The 17,526-nt window shown below is 61.8% G+C and carries 11 protein-coding genes; 8 read left to right on the top strand and 3 right to left on the bottom strand.

The features are described 5' to 3' along the window. The first annotated feature begins 11 nt into the window (after positions 1-11). The 5 genes from adiC (at position 12) to ACVOLV_RS03860 (ending at position 9,630) form a co-directional block, all read left to right on the top strand. Positions 12-1,361: an arginine/agmatine antiporter gene (gene adiC, locus ACVOLV_RS03880; RefSeq protein WP_481553227.1), complete on the top strand. Its 1,350-nt coding sequence runs from the start codon at positions 12-14 to the stop codon at positions 1,359-1,361. Between the two features lie 29 nt (positions 1,362-1,390). Next, positions 1,391-3,679 (top strand): Orn/Lys/Arg family decarboxylase, encoded by a 2,289-nt coding sequence (locus ACVOLV_RS03875; RefSeq protein WP_481553226.1) that lies wholly within the window; start codon positions 1,391-1,393, stop codon positions 3,677-3,679. Between the two features lie 298 nt (positions 3,680-3,977). Next, a complete protein-coding gene (locus tag ACVOLV_RS03870; RefSeq protein ID WP_481553225.1) occupies positions 3,978-4,853 on the top strand; it encodes a cation diffusion facilitator family transporter in 876 nt (291 codons plus the stop codon). Further along, positions 4,850-6,184 carry an amino acid permease gene (locus ACVOLV_RS03865; RefSeq protein ID WP_481553224.1) on the top strand — a complete coding sequence of 445 codons (1,335 nt, stop codon included), beginning with the start codon at positions 4,850-4,852 and terminating at the stop codon, positions 6,182-6,184. Before ACVOLV_RS03870 ends, ACVOLV_RS03865 begins: the two co-directional genes overlap by 4 nt. Before the next feature lie 1,301 nt (positions 6,185-7,485). Next, entirely contained in the window at positions 7,486-9,630 is a 2,145-nt protein-coding gene (locus ACVOLV_RS03860) for a TonB-dependent receptor (RefSeq protein ID WP_481553223.1), read from the top strand. Between the two features lie 506 nt (positions 9,631-10,136). On the opposite strand, the gene ACVOLV_RS03855 is transcribed toward ACVOLV_RS03860, so the two are convergent. Next, the gene (locus tag ACVOLV_RS03855; RefSeq protein ID WP_481553222.1) at positions 10,137-10,931 is read right to left on the bottom strand and encodes a M15 family metallopeptidase; all 795 of its coding nucleotides are present in this window, start codon (positions 10,929-10,931) and stop codon (positions 10,137-10,139) included. A 257-nt stretch (positions 10,932-11,188) separates the two neighbouring features. Between ACVOLV_RS03855 and ACVOLV_RS03850 the strand changes: the two genes are divergently transcribed. After that, positions 11,189-13,024 (top strand): YadA-like family protein, encoded by a 1,836-nt coding sequence (locus ACVOLV_RS03850; protein WP_481553221.1) that lies wholly within the window; start codon positions 11,189-11,191, stop codon positions 13,022-13,024. Positions 13,025-13,313: 289 nt separating this feature from the next. Then, positions 13,314-13,469: a hypothetical protein gene (locus ACVOLV_RS03845; protein ID WP_481553220.1), complete on the top strand. Its 156-nt coding sequence runs from the start codon at positions 13,314-13,316 to the stop codon at positions 13,467-13,469. Between the two features lie 63 nt (positions 13,470-13,532). Here ACVOLV_RS03845 and ACVOLV_RS03840 read toward each other — a convergent pair whose 3' ends face one another. Then, on the bottom strand, positions 13,533-14,177 hold the full coding sequence (locus tag ACVOLV_RS03840; RefSeq protein ID WP_481553219.1) for an ankyrin repeat domain-containing protein: 645 nt from the start codon (positions 14,175-14,177) through the stop codon (positions 13,533-13,535). 62 nt (positions 14,178-14,239) lie between these two features. Here ACVOLV_RS03840 and ACVOLV_RS03835 point away from each other — a divergent pair, with 62 nt between their 5' ends. Continuing rightward, positions 14,240-14,695 carry a GIY-YIG nuclease family protein gene (locus ACVOLV_RS03835; protein WP_481553218.1) on the top strand — a complete coding sequence of 152 codons (456 nt, stop codon included), beginning with the start codon at positions 14,240-14,242 and terminating at the stop codon, positions 14,693-14,695. On the opposite strand, the gene mobF is transcribed toward ACVOLV_RS03835, so the two are convergent. After that, a complete protein-coding gene (gene mobF / locus ACVOLV_RS03830) occupies positions 14,685-17,513 on the bottom strand; it encodes a MobF family relaxase (RefSeq protein WP_481553217.1) in 2,829 nt (942 codons plus the stop codon). The two genes, ACVOLV_RS03835 and mobF, sit on opposite strands and share 11 nt — an antisense overlap. Between the last annotated feature and the right edge of the window lie 13 nt (positions 17,514-17,526).

Below are 17,526 nucleotides of genomic sequence, written 5' to 3'. Positions count from 1 at the left end.
AGGAGATAGTCATGGCAGGTCAGAAGAAAATCGGGGTCGTTGGCGCGACCTTCCTGGTGGCAGGCAACATGATGGGCTCAGGTGTATTCCTGCTGCCCTCCAGCCTGGCCAAGATCGGCACCGCCTCGATCTGGGGCTGGCTGATCACCACCGCCGGCGCATTGTTGCTGGCCTTCGTGTTCGCCAAGCTCGGCAAACTGGCGCCACAGGCCGGCGGCCCCTATGCCTACGCGCGTGACTGGTTCGGCCCCTACATGGGCTTCCAGACCAATACCATCTATTGGTTCGCCAACTGGATCGGCAATGTCGCCATCCCGATCGCGGCGGTGGGCTACTTCAGCTACTTCTTCCCGATCCTGTCCGAGCCCGTGCCACGCTGTATCGCGGTGCTGACACTGGTATGGGCGCTGAGCTTTGCCAATGTCATCGGCCCATCTTTTGTCACCCGCGTGCAGACGGTGACCACCAGCTTCGCCTTGATACCGATCCTTGGCATCGCCGTCTTCGGCTGGTTCTACTTCGACCCGACCATCTTCAAGGGCGCCTACAACGTCTCCGGCCAATCCAACTTCGGCGCCGTATCCAGCGCGGCGGCGCTGACCTTGTGGGCGTTCATTGGAGTTGAATCCGCATCTGTGACTGCAGGTGTGGTCGAGAATCCGGAGAAGAACGTTGCCCGCGCCACCCTGGCTGGCGTCTTTCTTGCGGCAATCGCCTATATAGCCAGCTCCTCGGTGATCATGGGCATGGTGCCCAACGCCGACCTGCAGGTATCGGATGCGCCGTTCGCATTGGCGGCCGCAAACGCAGTTGGCGGCTGGGGTGGCGCGCTGGTCAGCTTGTGCGCCTTCGTCGGCGCTGCCGGCTCACTCGGCGGCTGGATCCTGCTGACCGCGCAGAGCGCCAAGGCGGCATCGGATGACGGCCTGTTTCCCGGTATCTTCAGCAAGATCAACAAGGATGAAGTGCCGGTCAAAGGCGTGCTGATCGTCGCCGTGCTGATGACGCTGGCGGTACTGATCACCTCCACATCGGAAACCGCATCCGCGCAGTTCGACGTGATCACCTCGGCCGCGGTCGTGCTGACCCTGCTGCCCTATATCTACTCCTGCGTGGCCTGCTACTTCGTGGTGGAGCGCTCGCACACCCTTGTTCACACCGGCGCGTTCTGGCTATTGACCAGCATCACCGTCGTCTACTGCCTGTGGGCCATCTACGGCTCGTCCGGCAGCATCGTGCAGTACGCCTTCCTGTTCGTACTGTTCATCACCGTGTTCTATCCGTTCTTCAGCGATGAGCGCCGCAAGCAGCGCCTGGCCAAATTCACTCCGAATGGCACCGCCCGTGCCAGCACGAACTGATCCCCCGCTCGGTAGATAGGAACAACATCATGTACTTCAAATCACTCGACTACCCGATCGTCATCATCGATGCCGACTACGAATCGCCGCGTATCGCCGGCATCCTCATCCGCGCCCTGGCCGAAGAACTGCGCAAGAGCGACCAGCGCGTGCTCTCGGGCCTGACCCTGGACGATGCCCGCGCCGGCGCACGCACCTATGTGGCGGCGTCGGCGGTGCTGATTTCCATCGACGGCACCGAGGACGATGACGACCAGTTCCAACGCCTGCTCGCCTTCCTGCGCGAGCAAAGCCAGCGCCGCGCCGACCTGCCGGTATTCCTCTACGGCGAACGCCGCACCATCGAGAAGATACCGAGCAAGCTGCTCAAGTTCGTGCACGGCTACATCTTCCTGTTCGAGGACACCAAGAGCTTCATCGCCCGCCAGGTGATGCGCGCCGCCGACGACTACATGGCCAAGCTGCTGCCACCGTTCTTCAAGGCGCTGATCCACCATTCCGCACAATCCAACTACTCCTGGCATACGCCTGGGCATGCCGGCGGTGTCGCCTTCACCAAGTCGCCGGTAGGCCGTGCGCTGCATCAGTTTTACGGCGAGAACACCTTGCGCAGCGATCTGTCGATCTCGGTGCCGGAGCTGGGCTCACTGCTCGACCACACCGGGCCGATCCGTGACGCCGAAGCCGAGGCCGCGCGCAACTTCGGCGCCGACCATACGTTCTTCGTCACCAATGGCACCTCCACTGCCAACAAGATTGTCTGGCATGGCACGGTTGCGCGTGGCGACATCGTGTTCGTCGACCGCAACTGTCACAAGTCGTTGCTGCACTCGCTGATCATGACCGGCGGTATCCCGGTGTATTTCACCCCAAGCCGCAACGCCCACGGCATCATCGGGCCGATCAGCCTGGACCAGTTCTCCGGCGAGTCACTGCAGAAGATGATCCAGGCCAATCCCCTGGCCAGCAAGGCAGCCAAGCCCGGTGCAAAGCCGCGCATCGCGGTGGTCACCAACTCCACCTACGACGGGCTCTGTTACAACGCCGAGAAGATTGCCGACAACCTTGGCAGCGCCGTCGACTTCCTGCACTTTGATGAGGCCTGGTACGCCTATGCCGCGTTCCACCCCTTCTACGAGAACCACTACGGCATGGCCAAGGGCAAGCCGCGTGAGCAGGATGCGATCATCTTCACCACCCATTCCACGCACAAGCTGCTGGCTGCATTCTCGCAGGCATCGATGATCCATGTGCGCAATGCGGCAACGCGGGAACTGGATGCGGAGCGCTTCAACGAATCCTTCATGATGCACACCTCCACCAGTCCGCATTACGGCATCATCGCCTCCTGCGACGTGGCCTCGAAGATGATGGAAGGTGACGCGGGTAAGTCCTTGGTGCAGGAAATGCACGATGAAGCCGTCGCCTTCCGCCGCGCGATGCTGCATGTCAGCGAGGACCTGGGCCGCGATGACTGGTGGTTCAAGGTCTGGCAACCCGACGGCGTCGAGCGAACTCTGGCCAAGGGCGACAGTTCCAAACCCATGGTCACCTCGCGCCCGGACTGGTATCTGCGACCGGACGCACGCTGGCACGGCTTCGACAATCTCGCCGACGACTATGTGCTGATCGATCCGATCAAGGTCACCCTGCTGACGCCCGGCCTGTCGATGGATGGCGAGATGGGCAAGTTGGGCGTTCCGGCAGCGGTGCTGAGCAAGTTCCTGTGGTCACGCGGCATCACCGTGGAGAAGACCAACCTGTACTCGGTGTTGTTCCTGTTCTCGATGGGCATCACCAAGGGCAAGTGGAGCACCCTGGTCACCGAACTATTGGCATTCAAGGACCTGTACGACGCCAACGCACCGCTGAGCCAGTCACTGCCCAGTCTGCTCGAAGACAATGCCGCCGCCTACGCCGGCTGGGGCCTTCGCGACCTGTGTACGGCGCTGCATGAGTTCAACCGTGAGTTCCGTGTGGCCGAGGTGATGCGCGAGATGTACGTGGAGCTGCCGGAGCCGGTCATCACCCCTGCCGAAGCCTATGACCACCTGGTGCGTGGCGAGATCGAGCGGGTGGATATCGACCAGCTCAGCGGCCGCGTCGCCGGCACCATGCTGGTGCCCTACCCGCCGGGCATCCCAACCATCATGCCGGGCGAACGTTTTGGCGCCAGCGATGAACCGATCATCCAGTCGCTGCGCATCGCCCGTGAGCAGAATGCGCGCTTCCCTGGGTTTGAATCGGATGTGCATGGCTTGATCATCGATAACAGCGGGGAGAAGCCGAGTTACCGGGTGGAGGTTTTGAAGATCTGACCCCCGAAGCAAAAGCAATACATGCCTTCCCTTCTCCTGCTTGCGGGAGAAGGTGCCCCACAGGGGCGGATACGGGGAGCTCTTCTTTGCTTCTAGCTTCTAGTTATTGGCTATGGACTTTGCTTTGCATCTTTTTTGGATCCGCCTTGCTGAAAACCTGCTCCACGTGCTTTCAAAGCGCCCTCACCCCAACCCCTCTCCCGTAAACGGGAGAGGGGCTTCTACAGCCTAGCTCCCTCATATAGCTACCGGGCCGCCGACCAACCAAATGACCAGCACCCGCCAGGAACAACGTGTCTTGCAACTGTCTATCGCAGCCACCGTATTGGTCGCTGCGATCGGCTTCGTTGGCGGCATGCTTGCCCGCTCACAAGCGATCCTGTTCGATGGCATCTACAGCCTGGTCGATGTGGCGCTGACGCTGGTGGCACTGTCCGTACTGCGCTTGATGGCCCGTGAACAGAGCCCACGTTTCCAATACGGTTTCTGGCATCTGGAGCCCATGGTTGAAGCGCTCGGCGGCGCCATTCTCAGTCTGGCCTGCATCTACGCGCTGGCCAATGCAGTGATCGGTTTCAGCGACGGTGGCCACGAGACACGACTTGGCCCCGGCCTGCTCTGGGCCGGTTTGCTGGCGGTAGTGGATCTGGCAATGGCCGTGTGGATCAGCCGTCACGCGAAGCTGCTGCAGTCCGGCCTGCTGCGGCTGGACGCACGCGCGTGGCTGCTGACCGGGTTGATGAGCCTTGCGGTCGTTCTGTCCTTCGTCATCGCACTGACATTGCGCGGTGGCGCCCATGAACATTGGATTCCCTATCTCGACCCGTTGGTGCTCGCCTGTATCGCCTTGGCGACGCTACCGGTGCCGCTGCTTGGAGCATGGAAAGCTGCGCGCGAAGTCCTGCAGGTAGCGCCCAGTGAGCTGGACCAATTGGTGCAACAGGTAATGCAGGCATTCGTCGCCAAGTACCAGTTCGAAGGCTTCACCAGCCATGTCGCCAAGATCGGCCGCATGCAGTTTGTCGAGATCCACATCCTCACCAGGCCCGACACCCAACTCGGCAGCATCGGCGATGTCGACCGCCTGCGCGATGAGATCGCATCACAGTTGGATGCGCGCTCGGGACGCTTCTGGCTGACCATCGACTTCACCTCCGACCCGGCCTGGACATGAGCACGCCAACACCCAAGAAGATGGGCCTGACCATGGCCACCATGCTGGTTGCCGGCAACATGATCGGCACCGGCGTGTTCTTGTTACCGGCCAATCTGGCCACGGTTGGCAGCATCTCCTCCATAGGCTGGCTGATCGCCACCGCGGGCGCCATCGCGCTCGGGTTGGTGTTCGCGCGCCTGTCGCAACTGGACCCGCAACCGGGCGGCCCTTACGCCTACGCACGCGACGCGTTCGGCAACTACATCGGCTTCGTCAGCAACTACGCCTATTGGTTCGGCAACTGGATCGGCAATGTCGCCATCGCCCTGGTGGTGACCGGCTACCTGAGCCACCTGTGGCCTTGGTTGCAGGATGTCTACCCGCGACTGGGCTTCACCCTCGCGGTGATCTGGCTGTTGAGCCTGGCCAATGCGCGCGGTGCGCGCTGGATTGGTGCACTGGAGACCGGCACGCTTCTGCTGGCGCTGATCCCGATATTGGGCATCGCCATATTCGGCTGGTGGTGGTTCGACCCGGCATTGTTCAGTGCCGGCTGGAACGTCAGCGGCATGGACGACAGCGCAGCCATCTCACGCAGCGCTTCCATCGCGCTATGGGCCTTCATGGGTGTGGAAAGCGCGGCGGTATCGGCCGATGTCATCGACAACCCCAAGCGCAATATTCCGCTCGCCACCCTGTTCGGGCTGGCGCTGGCGGCGGTGATCTACATCAGCTGTTCGCTGGTGATCATGGGCATGGTACCGATGGCGCAGCTGCGCGATTCCTCCGCGCCGTTCGCCGATGTCGCGCAGCTGATGATCGGCCCCTGGGGCGTACTGGTCATCGCACTGTGCGCGATCTTCAAGTCGGCCGGTGCCTTGGGCGGTTGGATGCTGCTGGTCGGGCAATCGGCCAAGGCGGCAGCCGAAGATGGCCTGTTCCCGCGCGTGTTCTGCCGACTCAACAAGCACGGCATGCCCGGCGCTGGTTTGATGATCGTGGCGGTGCTGATGAGCGCGCTGCTGCTGGTTACTTCTTCACCCACCCTCGCCCGTCAGTTCGACCAGCTGACCAATATCGCAGTACTGCTGACCATCATTCCCTACCTGTTCTCCGCCGGCGCACTGATCTGCACTACCCTGGAACGCGGCGAACAGGGTTGGATGCGTGCTGCCTGTCTGGTCACCGCAGCCGCCGCCATCGCCTACTGCCTGTACGCGCTACTCGGCGCGGATGCGCAGCTATTGGCCTACGCAACGGTGGCGGTGCTGTTCAGCGCAGCACTGTATCCGTTCTTCCGGCAGCGCATGCTGCAGACCTCCAAGAGCGGCAGAACACCTCAGCCTTGACCTGCAATGGCAGCGTTTGCTGCTTATCTGGGTTTCGCCTGCGAAGCCGCGGTCATGCCAGTGCCTTTCGAAAGAGAAGATGCGCTACCGCTCATCGAGCACAACGAACCATATTGCAGCTCGCTGAGCTTGTTGCTCGCTTCGGCTGGCGGATTCCGTGGGTAACTCATGGTCATTCCAAGGACCGAGATCGACTGCTTCTGCGCACAGGATCCCACCCGGAACTGTCCAGAAAGCTGCGGAATATCTGTACCTTTTCCGACAGCCAACACGCAACCTGCAATACATGCTTTGGCGCAAACCAATGACGCTACCGCAACAAACATCGATGGCGATCGCTGCGAGCACGCAGCGCACCAGAACAAGAACGCTGTTATTGCCGAGAAAAATCAAGAATCTATCCAACGCCGGCGCGACTGTACCCACCTATGGAATGTTCCTGATCGCGCATCTCACACCAATGTATTGACACCGACATCGCCACTTGCACATCGTCGCTCCCGCAAATCGTCACAGCCATCGATCAACATGCGTGGAGCCGACCAGATAATGGAACGTAACGCGGTATCGCAGCACCGACTTTCAGCCAGCACCAGCTTGCGTCCAATACGCAGGCTGAAGAAACAATCGGATCTACGCTGGTTGCTTGCCAGTGCTGGCCACGATTGCGCTCCAACGCGACTCCCGCGCCATCACCAACTGTGTAGAAAGCCTGCGGCGATTGCATTGCACGCGACGGCTCTCCAGCTGCCAATACCAGGCCCATGCAGCCAACACGCTCAGCGATGTACGCGCAATCAATGGCGGCATCGATCAGGCCAAGGTCTCCGGCGTCGAAGATCGGCTGACAGCACCCTGGCCTAGCAGCTACCCCTGCAGTTTGGACGTTTGTCCAGGCTGAGTATTACGGGGCCAATTTGTTCCCATTTTCCTCTGCACGTTTCCAGCGCACTGCGCGCGGGATGGGGCGCGGTCTGGCGACGCCATGGCGAAACACACCGATCAGGCGTCGGTAGCGCAGTCCTCGCCCCTGCCCTCCTTGCCCCCTGCAACAGCTGCCAGGCAGCTGTCCCACATCACTTTGATCCCTGTCCTCCCGGCTCCGCCGGCCTTGCAACATCATCATCGGAGAGAAACGCATGATGCAATCGCCCCACGTCCCACATCGGCAACCACGAACCAGCATCCGTTGCAGTCCCCTGTCACTGGCTCTGCTCTCGGCGCTGACCGCTGCACAACCTGCGTTGGCCCAGGATACGGCAAGCAACGCAGAGCCAACGACCAAGGACCTCGATGCGGTCATGGTCAGGTCAACACATCAGGTAAAGCCGCTACAGCGCACACCGATCTCCATCAGCGTGGTCACCGCCGAACAGCTTGACCGCACCAACATGAGTAGCATCTCTGACCTGCAGTACCTCGCACCAGGCGTGTCGTTCTCTGCCACGGCAGGCACTGCCAACAGCGGCGGCTTTCAGGTCCGCGGCATTGGCACCCAAGCCTTCAGTGTTGCCTCGGAGCAGACCGTCGGCACCGTGGTTGATGACGTCGTCATCAGCATACCCCGCGATCCTGGCGTGGCTGGGTTCAACGATATCGAGCACATTGAAGTGCTACGCGGCCCGCAAGGCACCTTGTTCGGAAAGAACGCATCGGCCGGTGTAGTCAACATCAGCACACGCAACCCCGAGATTGGCAGCAACAGTTCATCCCTGTCGCTGTCACTGGGCCAACGCAACGAGCATGTGGCGCGCTTCTCCAGCAACCTCGGCGTCGGCGACACCTCCGCATTGCGTCTATCCGCGTATTACAACGAACAGGACGGCGCGATTACCAACCCGCACCGCGACTGGAACATCGGTGACCGTACCGCCAGGGGCGTGCGCGGAAAGTGGCTGTGGTCGCCGACAGAAGACCTCGATCTTCTGCTGACTGCCGACCGCCAGACACTGTTCACCCGCTCGGTTGCCATACCTTACTCGCTGGGCGGCGATACCGGCTTCAATGACGTGCTTGCCGGGTTTGGCAACGTGGGCGGCAACAACTTCCGCAGCTACGCCGACGCTGATGCCGGAGCGTTTCAAGGGGTCACCGGCTTCTCCGGGAAGGCAGACCTCAAGCTCGCCAATGGTGCCCAGCTGACCTCGATCACGGCCTATCGTGGTGCGCGCGTCCACCAGATGCAGGACATGGACCAGACACCGGCCGACTACCTGAACTACAACCTGACGACCATCCGCTCGCACCAGCTCAGCCAGGAGTTCCGCCTTGCCGACAATGTGTTCGAAGACCGGCTCAGCTATGTACTGGGCGCCTATTATGTAAACGTGGCCAGTACGTACGAGTACTTTGCCTACGGCGGCTTCAGCTATGAGATTCCCCCACCGGACTTCTATCTTTCGCTGAACGGCCCGAAACAGCATGTGGACGCGGATACCAAGAGCCACGCGTTCTATGCCAACGCTAGTTATCAGCTGACTGATCGCTGGTCAGGCAGTGCCGGCTTGCGCTACACCCATGACAAAGTGGTCGCCGGCATGACACCGATCGAAGTACCCTTCGTAGACGGAAAGCCAGTTCGCCCCATGAACACCGTCATCGCCTCCGAGGCCGAGATCGCCAGGGATAACATCTCCGGAAAGGTGGCCGTACAGTTCCAGCAAACGCCAACATTGATGTGGTACGCAAGTGCGGGCACCGGCTACAAAGGCCCGACCGTAGACCCTACCAACACTGGCTCTTCCCGCATCCAGCCAGAGAAATCCACTGCGTACGAACTTGGCGTGAAGTCGCAATTCCTCGATCGCCGCCTGACCATGAACGCCAGCCTGTACCGATCCGATTTCAAGGGCTTCCAGGCACAGGCGTATGTGCCGGAGACCAATGGCTTCGAGATGGCCAATGCTGGCAAGATGCGCACTCAAGGCATGGAACTGGAAATCAACTGGCGTCCTACCGATGACTTCACAGTTATCGCCAATGGTGCCATCACCGATGCGGAGTTCCTCGACTACTATGGCCGCTGCAGCGCGGACGACGATGCACAGTGCGTGCTTGTCGATGGCATCCTGCAGGATGACCTGTCTGGGTTCGCGCCAGCCTTTGTCTCCAAGTACAGCTATTCACTCAATGGCGTCTACTATCGCTCCCTTGGCAATGGACTGGCGGCGAATGCAAGCGCCGGCTGGAGCTATAAGAGTTCCTTCTACAACACCGTCGCGCAATCAAGCAGCAAGAGCGACGGCTACGGCGTTGCCAATCTATCCGCCGGCATCGGCGCGGAAGATGGGCGTTGGAACGTATCGGTGTACGCCAGGAACCTGCTCGATGAGCACTACCGCGGCTTCGCTTCATATGCCCCGTTACTCAACGCCGGCGGTTTGATGCAATACCTGCAACCCGATAGCTTCCGCACCGTGGGAGCAACGCTGACCCTGAATTTCTAATCAGGCATCCACCCGGTTTCGTATCGCAACACAGGCGCCACTTCTCTCACTGGCGGCAGCCACGCCCCAGTGCGCCTTCGTTGCGGTGCGATCGTCAATCGCGGCTGAATGCTCATCTCTCTCGGTCCCCGCGGGCTGAACTTCGCGTCATGCCCCGCGCCTTGGCCGGCAAAGCTCGCAGCCCATGCCGTGCCACGCAACCCTGCCGCGCTGGTCCAACGCCCTGTAGCCACGGAGGCCCTGCCCGGCTCGGGCAGATCGGACCAACAGCCCGCTTCAGTTTCGTCCAACCACGGCTCAGCGCCTACAATGGTCCTCTTTGCGGCAGCTCCCTGCCCAGCCGACCAAGTGGACCCCGCGTGACCGAGAAGAAGCCCGAACACACCCCGTTGATGAAGCACCATTGGCGTATGTTCAGATAACGCTCTTATTTCCCCTGCTTTCCGCTAACTTTGCTTCCTCTTGAAAAAATCGGGAACACCCGTCGCAACACCATCGCAACAGGATCAAGCCCGCCACGGCGTCCTGAAATCGGTGCCCACCGGGCACTGTTGAGGCCCCTCGAACACGGGCATTGGCAAGGACCACCACGCGCTCCAGTCGAGACGCGACGTGGACACGCTCCACTCCCATGGGCGGCGGCACACGAAGCCGACGCACTCCTCCGCTGGCGTGATGGCCAGAGGGTCCAAGCCCGGCCAAAGGGGCGGCAAGGGCTCGGGCACCACGGCCGCCACCCTCACCTCCTGTCCGGCCCTATAAGAACGAATGGCCAGAAGGCAGGGCGTGCGCATCTCGACATGGGGCATGTCCTTGAAGTCGGTCCAAGCCCCACCCCACCGCAAGCCGGCCGCCTGGGCCAGTTCCCCATACCGCTCGTATCCCTGGCGAACGTGGTCGTTCTTGAGGTTCCAGCTGGGTCGCCCCCGCTTGTGGATGACCATGTCGGCGGCGAAGCCGTGGTTGTGGCAGCTGCGACCCGGGCCGACCTGGGTCACGCCCTTCTGGCTGGCCAGGAGTTCGGCCTGGCGTTGCTCGGACCGGTAGCCCTCGGCCAGGCGCAGGTCATAGCCCTCCTCTTTCATCTGCAGCTGGATCCGTTCCAGCTTGGCCCGCAGGTCGGGGTGGACGCCGTCCCACTGAGGAGCGTCCTTGTGGCGGTGGAACAACCGCTTGAACAGCCCCGGTTTCTTGCCGTGGACATCGGCGATGGAGTCGGCAGGAACGTGGGCATGCGCCGGCACGGTGACAACGAGGAATAGGACAGACGCCAGCAGCGCCTTCATTGAACGGGATTTCATGAGTAGGCCTCCTTACTCATACGGGTCTACTCTTCATGCAAAAGGAAAATTGGAAACGCGCAAGGCCCCCTTGCCAATCTGAAATCCTTGTATAGAAAAGAAGAGGCAGGCTTCCTCCTTGCCTGCTGCTTCCCGGCCCGATGAGGTCTCCTGTCGGTCCCGTAGTCGGGTCGGGAAGCTCTTCTACCCCCCCTTGCGCGTTTCCCGCTGCGTGTTACTCGTGAGTAGACACCCCTACTCGTCGGAGGACACCCACCATGAAACGCTCCCTCATTCACTTGGCGCTGCTCGCCTGCCTGTTCTCGGGCACGGCGATGGCGCAGGTCCAGGTTGGCAACAACGCCACCGCGACCGCCCTCGAAACCACCGCCGTGGGCGACGGCGCCCATGCGGTCACGGACCTCTCCACGGCCATTGGTGCACGAGCCTTGGCAGATGGCGGCACGATTGACGGAAACCCCTGCGTGGGGGCTACCGCGGTTGGCAACGAAGCCACTTCCCAGGGCTGCAGCACCACCTCGGTGGGGCACATGAGCCACGCGAACGGGCCGAGTGCAACCGCAGTGGGTGCGAGAGCAGAATCGACGGGCGTTAACTCTTCTGCCTTTGGCGCAGGGGCTTCCGCCTCGAACAGCGGAACCGCTATCGGTTCCAATACTTCAGTATCCGGCACGTTCGGAACGGCCCTAGGATCAGGTGCTTCTGCAGGCGCCTCCCGCGGCACGGCCATTGGAGCGATGTCGAAGGCAGACGCCGATGGTTGCGTTGCTTTGGGCTCCTTCAGCGAATGCACGAATTCCGATGAGGCAAGTGTTGGTAATGCGGGATATGGCATCTACCGTCGCGTGACGAATCTCGCCAACGGCGTAAACGACACCGACGCGGCTTCCGTTGGCCAGCTGCGCACCATGGCCACCGCCATCGGTGGTGGCGCCGGATTCGTCAATGGCATGTTCGTTCCGCCGTCCATCACTCTGTCGAGCGGCAACACGCACTCCAACGTGACAGCGGCCATCTACGACCTGGACGGCCGGCTTCACACGCTTGAGCAAAATCCCACCGGCGGCCAAGACGGACAGGGCACGGGTTCTAACCGCTACTTCCAGGCCAATGGCAACAACGACGGTTCCGACGACGCGCAAGTTGACGCTGACGGGCTCGGCAGCGTTGCCGCAGGTCGATACGCGTCTGCGGAAGGAAGTGGCAGCATCGCCATCGGCGAGAACGCCGTCGCGAACCCCGACACCAACCCTGGGGACAATAACTCTGGTGCCATTGCCGTGGGTCGAAACGCCAACGCGCATGGCCCAGCCACAACTGCGATCGGTGAGGATGCGATTGCAGAGGGAACCTTCTCCACTGCCGTGGGCAAGCAAGCCACCGCTCGCAACGGAAGCCTGGCAGCCGGCGTCGGATCTACGGCTACCGGACACGTCAGCTCCGCGGTGGGTCATAGCGCCAAAGCTACCGGACGCGCTGCCTCGGCATTTGGCAACAACGCACGAGCCCAAGCGGACAACGCCACGGCGGTTGGATCAGCCACGGTCGCGCAACAGAACGGCACCGCCGTTGGCACCTTTTCGGCGGCGGGCGTGAACGCAGCAGCACTGGGCTACAACGCGCAAGCCACCCACACCAACTCGGTGGCCATCGGCGCCAACACCCGCACCACGGGATCCAACCAGGTGGCCATGGGCTACCGGCAGGTGACCCAGGTGGCCGACGGCCGAGTAACGCAAGGCTCCACGGATGCCGTCAACGGTGGGCAGCTGTGGAACCTCCAGCAATCGCTGGATGACCGGTGGATCGAGATTGATCGTCGCCTTGACCACACCGACAAGCGCATCAACGGCCTTGGTGCCCAGAATGCCGCGATGGCCCAGATGGCAGCGGCCGGTGGCCCTTACGGCCTGGCCGTTGGTGAAGTCGCCATCGGTGCCGGCGTCGGCTTCTACGGCAACGAAGCCGCCATCGCCGTGGGTTGGTCCACCCGCCTGACGGAACGCGTCAACGTCAGTGCCGGCGTGTCCTTCGGCAGCGGCAAGACCAAGCCCATGGGCGGGGTCGGGATTTCCATTCGTTTGGGTCGATAAAAGGAGGTGATCCGTCTCGGCAGGGGCCCTTCGGGGCCCTTGTTCGTGCCTGCTGGAACTTAATTGAATTGCTATAATTTACAAGCACTTACAGTTGCATTCCGGGCACGAGGGGCGTATAATCGGCCCCAACAAATTCGCAGAGGGGTGGGGGTTCAATTCCCTACCCATCACGATGGTCGTAGCGCCGATAGCCTCCATCGCCTTGGCTCTCACCAAGGGATGGTTCTTCAACCGAAACAGGAATGGTGACACCCGCAACAACGATGACAACACGGAGGAAAACGTCATGAAGAAAGCAATCCGTTCAAGCAATACAGGTAATGGCAACAAGGGCAAGGCATTCAAGAACGCTATAGGCGCCGTTCTGGATGTGATTTACAACACGACCGTTGGGATGGGAGCAGGTGCGCTCCTCCAGCAACACCAGGTCAGCGAACGGTGAGCCTCGCTCCCTGCTGACCCACACGAAGAGCCCGGGCTGGTCCCGGGCTTTTCATTTAAGTGATTACAGCCGAGCACGGGACCCAAGATCGGGAAGTGGCGTTGCCCATGACTGGGCCAAGCGCTCTGCCTTGAGGGCCGCCCGCCAGGCTTGAAGCACTTCCAGCGTTTCCGAATCGTCGGCCAGGTCCAGGGCCCCCTCGCCGTCCTGGTTGAACGCTTCCAGGTCCGCGCCGTGCTCCAGGAGCAACTGGCACATGGACGGCTGGCCCGACCGTGCCGCAGCCAGCAACGGCGTGTCCCCCGTCATTCCGTCGACGTCGTCCACGTCCGCCCCTGCCTCCAGCAGCAATTCGGCCACCGCGAGCGAGCGACCCCACACGGCTCTCATCAATGGCGTGTCTCCGCTCTCCCTGCGCTCCAAGGGCAACGTCAGGGCATCCACTTCCGCGCCATTGGCCAGGAGCAATCGGCAGGCATCGAGGTGGCCACCGAATGCGGCCAGGTGAAGCGCCGTCACCTGCTCAGCCATAGGGGACACCATGCCCTGATCAACCAGCACGTAGCGCCCGGGATCCATGCCCGCCTGTAGGAGCCGGCTCAGTTCGTCGGTGTCGCCCACTCGGGCTGCGCGCATCCATCGGTTGTCCAAGGCCTGTTCCCTCTCGAGGTCGATAAGCCACGGTAGATCGGCATCGGAAACGCGCAAGGGGTTGCCAGTCCTCGAATCTGATCTATTCGTGAGTGGGTTGTTTCACTCACGGAGAGAGCATGACCCACCGCCACAACCTCGGCCGGAGCGAGAAGTATCACGCCCTGCCCCGCACCCTTTACGCCTTGTTGTTCGACGACGGGGGCTGCTACATCGGCCAGAGCTCTAACCCGCATCAGCGGGAGAAGCAACACCGATCACGCCAGGGCGGCTGGCACCGTCCCTTCCAGTTCCATGTGCTGGGCGTGGTGACGGCCACCCGGGCGGAAGCCGAAGCACACGAACAGGCCTGGCGAGTGAGGGCGTCGAAGGAAGGCTGGCGTGTCTACGCCAAGCCACCTGGCATCGTCATCAACCCCCACCGTCGAGCAACGCCCCACGTGCGATGCCTGGCCCTCCAGTGCCGATGGACCTTGGGCACGCCAAGCAGGCGTCCCTCGGAACGCATCCGGTGGTGGCCGTGGATTCTCGTGGGAGCCAGCCTCTTGCTGCTGGCCCGCTGCGTCACCGGGTGAGCACGGGTCCGCGTTGCTTCTGCACCGGCACCTGGGGTTTCGGCTTCAATCCCGCCAGCAGTTCTTCCACGTCCTGGACCAGGTTGCGCACGGGAGCGGCCTGGGTCTCGGACAGTCCGACGCTCAGTGCCATCTCCTTATGGCGTTCGGTGCCCAGGCGTTCGGCCATGCGCTCCATGACGTCGTCCGTCGTATACATTCGGTAGCTGCCCTTGGTCAGGCGCGTGAACGCCACCAGGGCCGATTGCTGGTCGAGCATGCCCATGTTGGTGGCCAGGTGGTAGATCTCCGCCTTGCCTTGCCCTTGGGACTTGTGGACGGTCATGGCATACCGGTGGGCCAGCGCGTTGTGCTCGCTCGTGTTGAACCGCACGAGGCGCCCGTTCTCCTTCGGGTTCGAGGCCTCGATGCGCACCACCAAGTCGTAGCCCCCGGCCTTGTCCTTGCGAATGCTCTCCACGGTGCCTTCCGTGCCGTTTATGACGCCCAAATCGTTGTTCGTCGCCGTGAACATCACCCGGTCCCGACGGGACAGCGTCAGGTCTTCCCACTGCCCCTTCACGATCGACCGGAAAGTGAACTCTTCCTTGTCCAGCACACCCTGCTCCTGCAGCCCTTTCCGGATGGCCATGTTGAGGGTGGTGACCTCTCCCCGTGTGTGGGCCAGCACCAACTTCTCGTCCATCGGGGTGGGGTCTTTCAGGTAGTCGTCTACCAGCGCCTTGAGGGCCTGCTTATCGGTGCCGAAGTCGTCGATGCAATTTCGCTCCTTGAGATTGCGAAGGATCTGCGCACCCATATCGAGGGTGCCTTGGCGGCTCCGGTGCCCTCGGCGCATGTCCTTGACCCTCCCGTGGTGGTCCCGCTCGTAAAAGCTGTTCGCGGTGACCAGGTCACCGGCGTTCCTCTGCCGGCGGATCTCGGTCAGCTTCGTGTCACCCAAGGCCATCTTCGCCAGCTCAAAGCCGTTGCCGGCCGCAATGGGTTGGAGCTGATCTGTGTCTCCCTGGACCAACAGCTTGCAGCCAATGCGCTGACAATAGGTCATCAGCTTTAAGGTATCGCCGGTGGCGATCATCCCAGCCTCGTCGAGCACGACCACGTCCTTCTTCGTCAGGGCCACCTTGCCCTGCCGCACCTGGGAGAAGAACTTCGCCACGGACATGCAAGGCATGCCGGACTCTTCCTCCAGCTTCTTGGCGGCCTTGCCACCGACTGCCAGCCCCATCAGCTGCTTTCCTTCCGCTTCGAAGCACTGCTTGTAGACTTCAGCCACGGTGGTCTTGCCCGTGCCGGCCAACCCCGACATGACGCCGACACCTGCGGTTCCATAGGTCAGGTGACCGATGGCGGCCTTCTGCTCCTCGGTGAGGGTGAACCCCTTTCGCTTCTCATACGCGGCGATCTCCCGGTCAACCGTAGAGCGGAACAGCTTCAGGTCCGTCTCGTTCTCCCGCTCCTTCGAGCGGCGGATGATCTCGGCTTCCCATTCGACCATCCAGGTGGCGGCGAATCGGTCCTCGCGGTGCTTGCGCGCCAACCGATTTCCCCGATCGTCCTCGTGGAGGTGTTCGGCTTTCACGCGCACCAGGTCGTCCTGTTCGGTGAACTCCTTCACCATCTTGAGCACCTGTTCGGCGTTCTTCTGCCCGGCGAATTCCATACCCAGCTCCCGAACCAGGTCATGCTCGCAGAACATCGCCTCGTTCTCGTGCATGCGCTTCAAGACCTCATCGAATGTATGTGGGTCCAGGTGTTGCCCTTTGGTCTGCTTGAGGGACTGGGTGGTGGGGACCAGATCCGGTCTTTCCTTGGCGATGTTGGCGAAAGTCTGCTGCCAGTCCTTGACCACCTGCTCGAACGGCGGTTCTTCCTTCTTCTTGCGGGTGGCCTTGCAGGCCTCGTCGTGGCTGGCCGAAGGGTGTTCCTTGACGTAGTCCAGGATTTCCTGGCGGCGGGTCTTCGTCTGGAGCACGAGCTCCCGGTCGATGCCGGCGATGCTGGTGAGGATCTGGCCGGTCTCGCGTCCTTGGACGTCCACTTCGCGCTCCCGCTGGATACCGTAGCCCAGCGCTTTCATCGCGCTGTAGAGCTCTGCCTTATAGAGGTGATCGGCGGCGTGGCGGTGGCGGTAGATCTCGATGGCGTCGAAGGTGCCCCATTTGCCGTCCTCGCCTTTCGAGATCCCGTAGACCAGATGATGGGTGTGAAGGTCGGGTTCCACGTTCCGGTTGCTGACGTGATCGGCCGCGGTCCACACCAGGCCCTGCGTTCCGATGACTTCCTTTCCTCCCTTCTCCCGGCGGGTTTCCACCTTGCTCTCGATGTAGCCCATGGCCACGGCGCAGGCTTGGCGGTGGGCCGCCAGGATGGCCAGCTTCTCGCGCTCATCCGCAAGCGCGAAGGCCACGCTCACGTCCCCGGGCGCGGAAATGGTCAGATCGAACCCCACCCGGTGGCCGCCCTCCCACTTCTCCATCGGCTTGCCGTCGTCGTCCAAACGCACGTTGCCCCAGCGATCCTTTTTGATGACCAGCCGGGGTTCCTCACCCGCGTTTTTGCACAACGGCCTTCCGGTGGGTGAGAAGCCCTTGCCCAGCAGTTCCATCACCTCGCGATTGACCGGCTGCCCTTCCAGGCCGAGTCCGGCGGCGAGGCTGCCGCCCCAATTGATCGTCTTCCGGGGATCGGGACCGCTGCCGGCGTAGTAAGCCACCGCGCTGTCGATGGCCAGGCGCTCGGTGGCCAACATGTAGTCGAACATGTTTGCGTTGTTCTTGTTGTTGCCGCGGGCGTTGATGGGAGTGCAATTGATCATGTGACTCTCCGAA

This window comes from Stenotrophomonas sp. STEN023 (assembly GCF_056760135.1).
The sequence above is the reverse complement of the archived record's forward strand: the minus strand, read 5'-3'. Positions and strand labels throughout refer to the sequence as shown.